The sequence below is a fragment of the Azospirillum isscasi genome (assembly GCF_030849505.1).
In the GTDB taxonomy this organism is placed as follows: domain Bacteria; phylum Pseudomonadota; class Alphaproteobacteria; order Azospirillales; family Azospirillaceae; genus Azospirillum; species Azospirillum isscasi.
In genome coordinates this window covers 52,049-64,090 of sequence record NZ_JAUJFI010000009.1, presented here as the reverse complement: position 1 = coordinate 64,090, position 12,042 = coordinate 52,049, and the positions used below count along the sequence as shown (strand labels likewise).

At 69.2% G+C, this 12,042-nt stretch carries 12 protein-coding genes; 6 read left to right on the top strand and 6 right to left on the bottom strand.

What is annotated here, in order from left to right; genetic code table 11:
• On the top strand, positions 1 to 272 hold a 272-nt coding region (locus tag QSG27_RS04025), incomplete at its 5' end, for an ROK family protein (protein ID WP_306703842.1).
• A gap of 69 nt (positions 273 to 341) precedes the next feature.
• On the top strand, positions 342 to 671 hold the full coding sequence (locus QSG27_RS04020) for a hypothetical protein (RefSeq protein ID WP_306703841.1): 330 nt from the start codon (positions 342 to 344) through the stop codon (positions 669 to 671).
• Between the two features lie 232 nt (positions 672 to 903).
• Here the strand turns inward: QSG27_RS04020 and nagA are convergent, their stop codons facing one another.
• Complete coding sequence (gene nagA, locus QSG27_RS04015; protein WP_306703840.1) at positions 904 to 2,103, bottom strand: N-acetylglucosamine-6-phosphate deacetylase; 1,200 nt, start codon at positions 2,101 to 2,103, stop codon at positions 904 to 906.
• A gap of 470 nt (positions 2,104 to 2,573) precedes the next feature.
• On the opposite strand from nagA, the gene otsB reads away from it, so the two are divergent.
• The gene (gene otsB, locus QSG27_RS04010) at positions 2,574 to 3,410 is read left to right on the top strand and encodes a trehalose-phosphatase (RefSeq protein ID WP_306703839.1); all 837 of its coding nucleotides are present in this window, start codon (positions 2,574 to 2,576) and stop codon (positions 3,408 to 3,410) included.
• 78 nt (positions 3,411 to 3,488) lie between these two features.
• Positions 3,489 to 3,734, top strand: coding sequence for a hypothetical protein (locus QSG27_RS04005; RefSeq protein WP_306703838.1), 246 nt, complete (start codon positions 3,489 to 3,491; stop codon positions 3,732 to 3,734).
• 19 nt (positions 3,735 to 3,753) lie between these two features.
• Here QSG27_RS04005 and QSG27_RS04000 read toward each other — a convergent pair whose 3' ends face one another.
• The 5 genes from QSG27_RS04000 to QSG27_RS03980 form a co-directional block, all read right to left on the bottom strand.
• Entirely contained in the window at positions 3,754 to 4,470 is a 717-nt protein-coding gene (locus tag QSG27_RS04000) for an ABC transporter ATP-binding protein (protein WP_306703837.1), read from the bottom strand.
• A complete protein-coding gene (locus QSG27_RS03995; protein ID WP_306703836.1) occupies positions 4,467 to 5,210 on the bottom strand; it encodes an ABC transporter ATP-binding protein in 744 nt (247 codons plus the stop codon). The genes QSG27_RS04000 and QSG27_RS03995 overlap by 4 nt, the downstream gene beginning before the upstream one ends.
• Entirely contained in the window at positions 5,207 to 7,048 is a 1,842-nt protein-coding gene (locus tag QSG27_RS03990; protein WP_306703835.1) for an ABC transporter permease, read from the bottom strand. Before QSG27_RS03990 ends, QSG27_RS03995 begins: the two co-directional genes overlap by 4 nt.
• 141 nt (positions 7,049 to 7,189) lie before the next feature.
• Positions 7,190 to 8,449, bottom strand: coding sequence for an ABC transporter substrate-binding protein (locus tag QSG27_RS03985; protein WP_306703834.1), 1,260 nt, complete (start codon positions 8,447 to 8,449; stop codon positions 7,190 to 7,192).
• A 136-nt stretch (positions 8,450 to 8,585) separates the two neighbouring features.
• On the bottom strand, positions 8,586 to 9,017 hold the full coding sequence (locus tag QSG27_RS03980) for a MarR family winged helix-turn-helix transcriptional regulator (protein WP_306703833.1): 432 nt from the start codon (positions 9,015 to 9,017) through the stop codon (positions 8,586 to 8,588).
• A 905-nt stretch (positions 9,018 to 9,922) separates the two neighbouring features.
• Between QSG27_RS03980 and QSG27_RS03975 the strand changes: the two genes are divergently transcribed.
• Positions 9,923 to 11,227, top strand: coding sequence for an outer membrane beta-barrel protein (locus tag QSG27_RS03975; protein WP_306703832.1), 1,305 nt, complete (start codon positions 9,923 to 9,925; stop codon positions 11,225 to 11,227).
• 231 nt (positions 11,228 to 11,458) lie between these two features.
• Positions 11,459 to 12,031 carry a polysaccharide biosynthesis/export family protein gene (locus QSG27_RS03970; RefSeq protein ID WP_306703831.1) on the top strand — a complete coding sequence of 191 codons (573 nt, stop codon included), beginning with the start codon at positions 11,459 to 11,461 and terminating at the stop codon, positions 12,029 to 12,031.
• Positions 12,032 to 12,042 lie beyond the last annotated feature (11 nt).

Below are 12,042 nucleotides of genomic sequence, written 5' to 3'. Positions count from 1 at the left end.
GCCGCTCCGGCGACGCGCAGGCCCTGGCGACGCTGGATCACCACGCCGGCGCGCTGGCCCGCGCGCTGGCCGCCGTCATCAACCTGCTGGACCCCGACGCCGTGGTGGTCGGCGGCGGCCTTTCGGACCTGCCGGGGCTGTACGAAACCGTGCCGTCCCTGTGGGGGCGCTGGGCGCTGAGCCCGGCGCCGCGCACGCGCTTCGTCCGCGCGCAGCATGGCGCCGAAAGCGGTATGCGCGGCGCGGCGTGGCTTTGGCCCTCCGACGGATGAGCCCGGCCAATGTCCCCGAAGTGGCGTGACTTTTGCTCTACGCCCCTCGCAACGAAAGGGGAAAGGCCCATGTTCGGCTTCATTGCAGGGTTCCACAAGGGGCGGGGCGGGGCGTCGCTGCAAACTGCAAATCAAAATGCATATCGCGATATGCATGATGCGCCGCCGTCGCACCCTGCGAGCGGCCTGGCGGCCAAACGGCGGTTGGAGAAAGCCTGTGTCCTTCTGCAGGACGCTGCCGACGACCTGGAGTCGGTCCTGTCCGGAATGCCCGTTCCGGCGGGGCAGTCCGACCTGAACGAAGCGATCGGGACGATCATGGAGACGCTGAGGCTCGTCGCCTCCGCCCATGCGCGGCTTGAGCCCCGGTCCATGCCGGACGCCGTGCAGGCGGATTGACGTTTCCCATCCCTGGACACGCGAAAAGGGCGGCTCCCCCGGGGAAGCCGCCCTTTTCGCGTGTCCGGACGTCCGGTTTCCGATTACTCGGAAACGGTCTGCCAGAAGAAGAACACGACAGCCAGAACCATCAGGGCGATGTCCATGGGTAAGTCTCCTCGATGCTGCATGTGCGGGCCAGGAATCTGCCGGCCTCTATACGACAGTTTTGCGCGCGCGTGCAGGGGGTGATTCACGAAACGGCCATTTTGCCGCCGATCCAGGTGGCCCGCACCGTCAGCCGCCCGTCCAGATGCACGAGGTCGGCGGCCAGACCGGGCCGGAGGCGCCCGCGCTGCCCGGCCATGCCCATGAAATCCGCGGGGTAGGCGGCGGCCATGCGCAGCGCCTCGTCCAGCGGAACGCCGACGCGCTCCACGGCGTTGCGCACCGCCGCCGCCATGTCCAAGGCGGAGCCCGCCAGCGTGCCGTCCGCGGTGACGCAGCGCCCGTCCTCCACCCGGATGTCCTGCCCGTAGAGCCGGAAACCGCCGGATGAACGGATTCGGGGAGCGCCAACCGGAGGCATGGCGTCGGTGACCAGGAACAGCCGTCCCCGCGCCTTCGCCTTCCAGGCCAGACGGACGGAGGCGTCGTGGACGTGGTGCCCGTCCACGATGATTCCGCACCAGACCGCGTCGTCCTCCAGCGCGGCCCCCACCATGCCGGGCTCGCGGGAGCCGAGCGGGCTCATGGCGTTGAACAGGTGGGTGACCCCGCTGATGCCGGCGGCGAAGCCGGCCTTCGCCTGCGCCCAGGTGGCGGCGCTGTGGCCGGCGGCAACGCGCAGGCCGGCGGCGGCCAGCCGGCGGATCTGCTCGGGCGGAACCGTCTCCGGCGCCAGCGTGATCAGCGCCGGCAGGCCGGACAGTCCGCCGAGCAGGGCGAGATCGCCGGCGTCGGGAGGCGCGATGAAGCGCGCGTCGTGGACGCCGCGGCGCTCCGGCGCGATGTGAGGGCCTTCCAGATGGATGCCCAGTACGCCGGGCACGCCCTCGGCCATCGCGGCGCGCACCGCGGCGGTGGCGGCGGCGCGCTTGTCCGCCGAATCGGTGATGAGGGTGGGCAGCAGCCCGGTGGTGCCGAAACGGCGGTGCGCCTCGGCGATGCGGCGCAGCGTCGGCACGTCCGGCGTGTCGTTGAACAGCGCGCCGCCACCGCCATTCACCTGAAGGTCGATGAAGCCGGGGGCGAGGATGCCGCCACCCAGATCCGTCACCTCCACGCCGGGCGGGATCGCGTCCGCAGCGGTGACGGCGGCGATGAGCGGGCCGTCGATCAGCAGGGCGGCGCCCTCCAGCACCGAGTCGCCGGTGTGGAGCGTGGCGTTGACGAGCGCCTTCAGCGGCTCCTTTTGGGGCCCGTCGCCGATGGACCTGTTTGCGTTGCTCAAGGGTCTGCATCCGATGGTCAGCCGCGGGAGGTCAGGAAACCCCGGACGGGCCTGTGGCGCAAGTGGCCGAAAGCCCGGCATAACCCTGCGGTTTCTAAGGATTATTTCCCTGGATTTGTCGGGGTATGGCGTTCGTTAGGGATTGCCAGACGGGACAGGTTTCTGGCAGAAAAAAGGCCGCTGACGAACAGCGGCCTGAGTTTAGGGAGGAAACGCCCAAGAAGGGCGAAGCAGCAATCGCTTGCTGCACTGCAAAATTAGCAAAGATCTCAGGTGGGTGCAAACCCCGAAGCCACGGCCCCTTCGCGGGGCCGTGGCTTTTTCCGGGTGTGCTGTGGCCGGAGAGTCACAATACTAGCGGGTGCGATAACCTTTCCGATGAACGCATCCGGACCCGAAGGCGCGCTGCCCCGTTGTTCCGATCGTGCGCCCGCCGATGATGGCCCGCCGACGAAGAAGGAGAGCCGCCCTTGGCCGATCAGCCGCCCCAGCCGTCTTCCGCGTCCACGGACGCCAAGCCTTCGGCGCTCGCCCGGTTCGACGCCTTCGCGGCGATGCTGGGCGACCGGCGCCCTGCCGTCTTCCTGGACTATGACGGAACCCTGACGCCCATCGTGGAGCGGCCCGATCTGGCGATCCTGGACGAGTCCGTCCGTTCGGTGATCCGGCGGCTCGCCGGGCTGTGCCCGGTGGCGGTGGTCAGCGGGCGCGATCTGGAGGACGTGGCCCGCCATGTCGGGATCGGAGAACTGATCTACGCCGGCAGCCACGGCTTCGACATCCGCGGTCCCGGCCTGCGCACCCAGATCGGCGAAGAGTATCTGGGCGACCTGGACGCGGCGGAGGCCGCCCTGAGCCGGCGACTGGACGGAATCGCGGGCGTCCTGGTGGAGCGCAAGCGCTTCGCCATCGCGGTGCACACCCGGCGCGTCGCCGCTCCGGAGGGGAAGGCGGCGGTGGCCGAGGCGGTGCACGCCGTGGCGGCGTCCCTGCCGAAGCTGCGCGTCACCGGCGGAAAGGAAATTCACGAACTGCGCCCCAACCTGCCCTGGGACAAGGGACGCGCCGTGCTGTCGCTGCTCGACAGGCTGGGCCTCGCCGGGCCGGAGACGCTGCCGCTCTATCTCGGCGACGACGAGACGGACGAGGACGCCTTCCGCGCCCTGGCGGCCCGTGGGGAAGGGCGGGGCGCCGGCATCCGCGTCATGGACCCGCCGGCCCCCAGCGCCGCCGGCTGGAGCCTGAAGGACCCCGCGGAGGCCGGCGCCTTCCTCGACCGGCTGGCCGGCTGGCTGGCGGACGGCTGAGCGCGCCCCGCCATCCCCGTCGCATTTCCTCCGCGAAAGGGGTAGGCTGGTCCGCAGGTCATTCGGGGGTTTCCCATCATGGACATCAGCGCGCTCGGCACACCGACGATGCCGTCCCTGCCCAGCGCCCAGGCGTCCGCCCTGGCGGGGCTTCAGGGCGCCCAGGCCCGCGCGGACGAGGCGGGGGCGCAGCTCACCTCCGGCAACATCGACCCGGCGGTGGTGGTCAGCCTGTCCGCCGCCCAGACCGACTTCGCCGCCAATGTCAAGGTCATGCAGGCCGCGCAGGACAACACCAAGCGCGTGCTGGACATTCTGGCATAAGCCGCCGCACGGGCCGCCGTCACAGCGCCAGATAGACCCGGCGCACCGCCTCGTCCTCCAACAGCGCCCGCATCGGTCCTTCGAAACGGATCCGCCCCTTCTCGATGACGCTCGCGCGGTCGGCGACCGCGGCGGCGAAAGCGAGGTTCTGTTCGGACAGCAGGATCGACAGCCCCTCCGCCTTCAGGGCGCGCAGGGCGTCGGCCATCTGCTGCACGATGCGCGGGGCCAGCCCTTCCGACGGCTCGTCGAGCAGGAGGAGGGACGGGTTGCCCATCAGCGTGCGGGCAAGCGTCAGCATCTGCTGTTCCCCGCCGCTCATCCGCCCGCCGCGGCGGCCCCGCATCTCGGCGAGGTTGGGAAAGAGGGCGTAGAGTCGGTCCGGCGTCCAATGGGGCGCGCCATCACGGGGCGGCTGGCGGCCCACCTCCAGGTTCTCCTCCACCGTCAGGTCGGTGAAGACCCGCCGGTCCTCCGGCACGTAGCCGAGACCGAGGCGCGCGATGCGGTGCGGCGGCAGGGCGGAGACGTCGCGCCCGTCGAAGGCGACCGATCCGGCCCGGCGGTCCAGCAGGCCCATGATGGCCTTCATCGCCGTGGTCTTGCCGGCGCCGTTGCGGCCCATCAGGGCCACCACCTCGCCGCGGCCGACGGCCAGATCGACGCCGGTCAGGATATGCGCCCGCCCGTACCAGGCCTGAAGCCCGCGGACAGCGAGAAGGGATTGGCCGGTCATGCCGCGCCTCCCAGATAGACGGCCTGGACGCGCGGGTCGGCGCGCACGGCGTCGGGCGCGCCCTCGGCGATCAGTTGGCCGCGGTCGAGCACGATGATGCGCGTGGCGTGGCCGAACACGACGTCCATGTCATGCTCCGTGAACAGCACCGCGAGGCCGCGCTCGCGGACCAGGGAGGAGGTCAGGGCCATCAGCTCCTGCCGCTCGCCGGGAGCCATGCCGGCGGTGGGCTCGTCCATCAGCAGGATTTTCGGGTCACCGGCCAGCGCCATGGCGAGTTCCACGCGCTTCAGGTCGCCATAGGCCAGCACGCCGCAGGGACGCTCCGCCTGCCCGCCCATGCCGACGCGCTCCAGCAGGGCCATCGCCTCCTCCCGGAAACAGGCCGCGGCCGGGGTCCACAGCCCGAACAGGCGCTTGCGGCCGGACAGCAGCACCATCTGCACGTTCTCGCGCACGGTCATGGAGGCGAAGGTGGCGGTGATCTGGAAGGTGCGCCCGACGCCCATCCGCCAGATCCGCCGCGGCGGCAGGCCCACGATGTCCACCCCGTCCAGCCGCACCGTGCCCGCATCCGGCCTCAACTGGCCGTTCAGCAGGTTGAAGCAGGTGGTCTTGCCGGCCCCGTTCGGCCCGATCAGCGCCAGGATCTCCCCGGCCTCCAGCGTGAAGGACACGCCGCGCACCGCCTGCACGCCGCCGAAGGAGCGTTGCAGATCCTCCACGGACAAGCGGCTCATGTGTCCCTCCCGCGGGTCCACAGGTCGCGGGCGAAGCCGGCCACGCCCTTGGGAAAGGCCAGGACCAGCACCAGGATGACGGCGCCCAGGACCAGCCGCCACCAGTCGGTCAGGCTCATCGCCTCGGTCTCCAGCAGGTGGAACAGGGCCGCACCCACCACCGGGCCGCTCAGCGTCTGGATGCCGCCCATCAGCACCATGACCAATGCGTCCACCGAGACCGGCACGGCCATCAGGGTGGGAAAGACGCTGCCCTTGGAAAAGGCGTAGAGCCCGCCGGCCAGCCCGGCGGCGGACCCGGCCAGCGCGAAGCTCAGCCACTGGTGGCGGCGCACGTCGATGCCAACCGATTCGGCGCGCAGGGCGGAATCGCGCCCGGCGCGCAGCGTGTAGCCGAAGGGGGCGAAGGCGGCGCGGCGCAGCAGCAGAAGCGCGCCCCCGGCCAGCGCCAGCGTCAGCCAGTAATAGGCCGCCTTGCCCGCCGCCCAGTCCGGCGGCCAGACGCCGAGGACGCCGTTGTCGCCGCCGGTGACGCCGTACCATTGGAAGGTCACCGACCAGACGATCTGCGCGAAGGCCAGGGTCAGCATGGCGAAATACAGCCCGGACCGCCGCACGCAGAACCAGCCCGCGGCCAGCGCGCCGAGGCCCGCCACCAGCGGCGCGGCGGCCAGCGCCAGCGGCATCGGGGCGGCCAGATGCTTGACCAGCAGAGCGGCGCCATAGGCGCCCAGCCCGAAATAGGCGGCGTGCCCGAAGGAGACCAGCCCGCCCAGCCCGATCAGCAGATGCAGGCTGGCCGCCAGCAGCGCCAGGATCACCACCTCCGTCAGCACGATCAGCGCGTAGTCCCCGGCGACCAGCGGCACCGCGGCCAGCAGCGCCAGCAGCAGGGCGGGGACCCAGCGCGCCGGTCCGATGGACGGGATCAGGGGTGGGCCGGGGCTGGCGGCGGTGGGCGGCGCGTCCTCCGCACGGCCCAGCAGTCCGTAGGGGCGGATCACCAGCACCACCGCCATGAACAGGAAGACCAGGACCAGCGTGATCTGCGGGAAGACCAGGATGCCGAAGGCCTGCAACTGCCCGATCAGCAGCGAGGCGACGAAGGCCCCGGTCAGGCTGCCCATGCCGCCGACCACCACGACCACGAAGGCTTCGACCACGATGGCCATGTCCATGTGCAGGTTCACCGCCTCGCGCGGGACCTGGAGCGCGCCGCCCAGCCCGGCCAGCGCCGATCCGAGGAACAGCACGCCGGTGAACAGCCGCGCCGGATCGACGCCGAGCGCCGAGGCCATGTCGCGGTCCTGCGTCGCCGCACGGACCAGCGTTCCCCAGCGCGTGCGGTTGAACAGCAGCCAGAGCAGGCCCAGCACCAGCGGCCCCAGCCCGATCAGCACGAGGTCGTAGAGCGGGAAGGGCTGGTCCAGGATGTCGATGGACCCCTTCAGCCCCGGCGCCCGGCGTCCCAGCAGATCCTCCGCCCCCCAGATCCACGAGGCGGCGTCCTGCACGACCAGCACCACGCCGAAGGTGGCGAGAAGCTGGAACAGCTCCGGCGAGCGGTAGAGGCGGCGCAACAGCCCCACCTCCATCAGCGCACCGAGCAGCCCGACCGCCAGCGAGGCCGCGGCGACCCCGCCCCAGAAGCCCAGCGGCGTGGTCCCCCAGCGCTCCACCAGCGTCCAGCCGAGATAGGCGCCCAGCATGTAGAAGGAGCCGTGCGCGAAATTCACGATCCGCGTCACGCCGAACACGATGGTCAGCCCGGACGACACCAGGAACAGCGTTGCCGCCGTGGCGAGGCCGCTGAGGAACTGCACGAGGTAAAAGGACATCGGCTCTTTTCGGCAGGTTCTACGGGAGCGAGGTCTTTCCGCTCCCTGACCCTCCCCTGCGCAGCGGGAGAGGGAAGGGGCCCGCGGCGCAGCCGTGGGAAGGGTGGGGGAAACCGCGCCGCCCCTCATTCCGGCTTGGCCTTACTCCGGACGCATCTTGCGGACGGCCTCGTCGGACGGCAGATAGTCTGCGCCGTCGGCGTAGCGCCAGCCGGTCATCACGCCCTGGCCGTTCTTCACCGTGGTCTTGCCGACATAGGCGCCCATCGTCGCCTGATGGTCGAGCGCGCGGAAGGCGATCGGGCCGAAGGGGCTGGGCAGCGCCAGGCCGGACAGCGCGTCCACGACCTTCTCGGGATCGGTGGACCCGGCCTTCTCCACGGCGGCGGCGATGGCCTTGAAGGTGGCGTAGCCGACGACCGAACCCTGGCGCGGCGTTTCCTTGAAGCGCGCCACATAGGCGTCGCGGAACGCCTTGTGCTCCGGCGTATCGATCTGCTCCTGCGGGTAGCCGGTGACGATCCAGCCCTCCGGCGCCTCGTCCTTCATCGGGTCGAGATATTCCGGCTCGCCGGTCAGCAGGCTGACCACGGTGCGGTTGCGGAACAGGCCGCGGCCCTCGCCCTCGCGCACGAACTTGGCGAGGTCGGCGCCGAAGGTGACGTTGAAGATGGCGTCGGGCTTCGCCGCGGCCAGCGCCTGCACGGTCGGCCCGGCCTCCAGCTTGCCCTGGGCCGGCCACTGCTCGGCCACGAACTCGACGTCCGGGCGCTTTTCCGACAGGAGCTGGCGGAACCACTGCACCGCCGACTGGCCGTATTCATAGTTCGGGGCGACGGTGGCCCAGCGCTTGGCCGGCAGCTTCGCCGCCTCCTCCACCAGCATGGCCGCCTGCATGTAGGTGCTGGGGCGCAGGCGGAAGGTGTAGCGGTTGCCCTTGGTCCAGGTGATCGCGTCGGTCAGCGGCTCCGCCGCCACGAAGGGCACCTTGTTGCGCGCGGCGAAGTCGGCCACGGCCAGCCCGACATGGGAGAAGTAGGTGCCGGCCAGCAGATCGACCTTCTCGTTCGACAGCAACTCCTGCGCCACGCGCACGGCGTCGTCCGGCTTCCCGGCGTCGTCGCGGGAGACGACCTCCAGCTTGCGCCCGCCGAGCAGGCCGCCGGCGGCGTTCACCTCCTCGACCGCGAGCTGCCAGCCCTGGCGGTAGGGGACCGTGAAGGCCGGCAGGCCGGTGTAGCTGTTGATCTCGCCGACGCGAATCGGCTGGCCAATGGATTGAACCTGGGCCGATTGAACCTGGGCCGATTGAGCCTGGGCAGCGGAGTTCGGCGCGGCGAAGCAGAGGGCGGCGGCGAGAGCGGCGGCGCCCGGCGCAAGCAGGAGATGGCGGCGGTTCATGATCGGCGGAATCCCGGCGCGGTTGGCGGCTGCGTGAACGCAATGTCTGCGTTCATAGCAAACCCACCGCAAAAGTCACCGTTCCGTTGCGCCGCACCAAACCGGTTTTCCACGGGCCGGCGCGGCACCGCCGGCCTTACATCAGGCGGGCGAGCAGCGTGAGGAACAGCGCCTGCTCCTCCGGGGTCAGCGGATCGAGCATCCGGTGGTGCGCCTGGGTGGCGTTCTCCAGCAGGGCGTTGACCAGCGACTGGCCGCCGCGGGTCAGGCTGACGCTGGTGCGGCGCCGGTCCTGCGGGTCCGGCTGGCGCTCCACCAGCTTGCGCTCCACCAGGCGCAGGATGACGCCCTGGGTGGTCGCCGGGTCCATGTAGGTCAGCCGTCCGAGCTGGTTCTGCGACAGCGACCCTTCGGTCCGCAGCGTGACCAGGGCGCCCCATTGGGTGGGGGTGAGCTGCGCATCGCCGATCATGTCCATGAAGATGGACGACGCGCGCTGGTGCGCCCGGCGAAGGCGATAGTGCACCTGCCCGGTCAGCAGGTAATCGTCGGTCGGGGGATGGGCCATTTGATCCATGAGCGCACACGAGCGTTGCGATGCCGGCCCGTTTCCGGATGACGGCGGATGGTCTGCGGAACGCCGTACGACAGACTCGGCGCCGGTCCGGAAAGGGTTGTGTTTCCGGACCCGCACCAATTGCAGCAGGCTTCGCTTATAAGCCTAGGCATCCAGTTCGTGATGGGCAACGCTCGCTGCTGCGGCATACGGCCACAGTCTAAGCCCGTTCATCTTTTAATAACCTAAAGCACTCGTAAATGAAGCTTGGTCTGGCGTCTGAACAATAGGGGTCCTGAGTCTAGGGGGCAATCTGCATATGGGGGTGTGTTGTGGTGTTGCCAGCGGGTTTGCCCCCATTTCAATTATGGATTCCGCTTTGGCGGGTAGGTGTTCGGAGGCGGAGTCTTTTCACGGTCCGATTGCGGGAGATCGCCGTCGGGCGGCGGCACGCCGCCGGGCGTGTAGGGCGGCATCACCACGTCGTCGCCGGGATGCTGCGGCGGTCTGGGGGGTGATTTCGCCGGTGGCCGGGGTTCGGACCGGAACGGCGGTTGGGTGCTCAGCGGTTCCGTCATGGCGGTCGCTCCGTCGTGATGGCGTCTGCACCAATGAACGGGCGCCTTCCGCCGCCGGTTCCCATGGGGTTTGCCCGGCGGCATCGCGCCTGTTCTATGACGTTTGACCTAAAGCGGTGCCTCTATGACAATAGTGTGTGTGTCTGACGCAAGTCTTGTTGCGCCAACAACACAGGTGCGGGCAAAAACCAGCGCCGATCGGCTTCACTGTTGCATGGACATCACGCCATGAGTTGTCTTTGCAGCGACTGTCCGCTTCTCCCGGAGCGGCGATTGCACATTCCAAGGCCATTCGGCCGCCCGATACGAGCCACTGATTTCAGCCTTGCGCGGTGACCCATGAAGCCCAGCTCCCTGTCCTTCCTCGCCCTCGCGCTCGCGCCCACCGTGCTGACGGCGCTGCCCGCGGCCAAGCCGGTGAGCGCCCAGGAACTGCAGCGCGGTGAATCCGTGCTGGAGCGCCGCCGCCCGGAGGTCGAGCAGCTCGGCATCCGGGCCGGATCGTTCCGCATCCTGCCGCGTCTCGAAACCGGCGTGACTTATGAAAGCAACGTCTTCGCGACCGAGAACGACACCCGCGACGACTTCATCTGGGTCACCCAGCCGCGAGTCGACGTGCGTTCGGACTTCAACAACCACGCCCTGAATTTCTCGGCCTCCGGCAACATCGGGCGCTTCTTCGACTATTCGTCGGAGAATTACGCCGACTACCGGGCGCAGGTGGACGGTCGCTACGACATCACCCGTGACTCCTCGGTCAGCGGCCTGCTGTTCAGCCGCCGCGATCACGAGGGCCGCTCCGACCCGAACTTCGACGTGTCGCTGGCCACCGGCGCGGTGGTGCCGCGCTTCGCGGAGCCGGTGAACTACTTCACCCATGGCGGCGAGGCGTCGTTCAACCAGCGCTTCAACCGCCTGCGCTTCCGCCTGACCGGCCTCGCCCAGTACACCTCCTACCAGGACGCGGAGCTGACCAACGGTCTGACCGAGTCGCAGGAGGACCGCGACCGTTGGGATTACGCCGGCACCGCCCGCGTCGGCTACGAGTTCATCCAGGGATACGAGGCCTTCATCCAGGGGTCCTACAGCTGGACCCGCTACCGGCTCAGCCAGGATTTCGGCGGCGTCAACCGCGACTCCGACGGCTACGAGGTGGTCGGCGGCCTGTCGACCGACCTGACCGGCCTCATCACCGGCGAGGTCTATGCCGGCTATCTGAGCAAGACCTACGACGATCCGACGCTGAAGGACTTCGGCGGTCTGGCCATCGGCGGCCGTCTGAACTGGTCGGTGACGCAGCTCACCTCGGTCACCGGCTCGGTCAGCCGTCAGGTCCGCGAATCGACCTATGCCCGCGGCAGCCAGATCGCGTCCAGCTACAACCGCACCGTCGCCGCCCTGGGCGTGGACCACGAACTGCTGCGCACCCTGCTGCTGAACGCCCGTCTGCAGTGGCGCCAGGACGACTTCAACGGCGTGGACCGCACCGACGACGTCTACACGCTGGGGGCCGGCGCCAGCTACCAGCTCAGCCGCTACATCTTCGTGAACGGCGGTTACACTTACGAAAAGCGTAACTCGAACCTCAGTGGCTTCGATTACTCCGACAATCTGGTCTATCTGCGCCTCGGCGCCCAGATGTAATCGGTTCGTCCAAGGATCCGGGGAAGGGGCGCCCATCGACCGGTGGGCGTCCCTTTTGCGTTTCCGCCTATACGGTGACGCGAATCCTTTTTCTCCGTTGGCATTACTTCCTCTCCACTTTTTCCCAAGCGCGTGTGAGTTGCTAGTCTCCCTCCGTGACCGCTCAGGGTTTGGCCGCTCCGTCCGCGGGCGCCAGGCCCGATGTCCTCACGAGCCATGGAAGGGTAAGGGATGAATCGACGTAACATGTTCCGCGCGCTCGGAATGACCGTGGTCGCCGCCGCGATGGTCGGCTGCGCCGGTGGCCAGGATGCCCCCCTCGAACCGCCGGGCGTCGCCCAGATGACGGAATACCGCCTGGGGGCCGGCGACGCGCTGCGCGTCATCGTCTTCGGCGAGGAACAGCTTTCCGGCGAATTCCGCGTCGATGGTTCCGGCAAGGTCGCCATGCCGCTGATCGGCGAGGTCGCGGCCCGCGGCCACACCCCGCGCGAACTGGAGGCCGACATCTCCAAGCGCCTGTCGCAGGGTTACGTCCGGGACGCCAAGGTCAGCGTCGAGGTGCTGAACCACCGGCCCTTTTTCATCCTGGGCGAGGTCCGCAACCCTGGCCAGTACCAGTACGTCAACGGCATGACCGCGCTGTCCGCGGTGGCGATGGCCGGCGGCTACACCTACCGCGCCAAGGAGGATTACGTCCTGATCACCCGCGGGGCCGATCCGAAGAAGGAGCTGCGCCGCGCCCCGATCACCACGCCGGTGATGCCGGACGACGTGCTGCGCGTGCCGGAGCGCTATTTCTGATCGGCTGCCTG

Bases quoted from the DNA above. Each gene is read 5' to 3' on its own strand.
- QSG27_RS04020 (WP_306703841.1), top strand. From the start codon at position 342: ATGTTCGGCTTCATTGCAGGGTTCCACAAGGGGCGGGGCGGGGCGTCG.
- QSG27_RS04005 (WP_306703838.1), top strand. From the start codon at position 3,489: ATGGACATCAGCGCGCTCGGCACACCGACGATGCCGTCCCTGCCCAGC.
- QSG27_RS04000 (WP_306703837.1), bottom strand. From the start codon at position 4,470: ATGACCGGCCAATCCCTTCTCGCTGTCCGCGGGCTTCAGGCCTGGTAC.
- QSG27_RS03995 (WP_306703836.1), bottom strand. From the start codon at position 5,210: ATGAGCCGCTTGTCCGTGGAGGATCTGCAACGCTCCTTCGGCGGCGTG.
- QSG27_RS03990 (WP_306703835.1), bottom strand. From the start codon at position 7,048: ATGTCCTTTTACCTCGTGCAGTTCCTCAGCGGCCTCGCCACGGCGGCA.
- QSG27_RS03985 (WP_306703834.1), bottom strand. From the start codon at position 8,449: ATGAACCGCCGCCATCTCCTGCTTGCGCCGGGCGCCGCCGCTCTCGCC.
- QSG27_RS03980 (WP_306703833.1), bottom strand. From the start codon at position 9,017: ATGGCCCATCCCCCGACCGACGATTACCTGCTGACCGGGCAGGTGCAC.
- QSG27_RS03975 (WP_306703832.1), top strand. From the start codon at position 9,923: ATGAAGCCCAGCTCCCTGTCCTTCCTCGCCCTCGCGCTCGCGCCCACC.
- QSG27_RS03970 (WP_306703831.1), top strand. From the start codon at position 11,459: ATGAATCGACGTAACATGTTCCGCGCGCTCGGAATGACCGTGGTCGCC.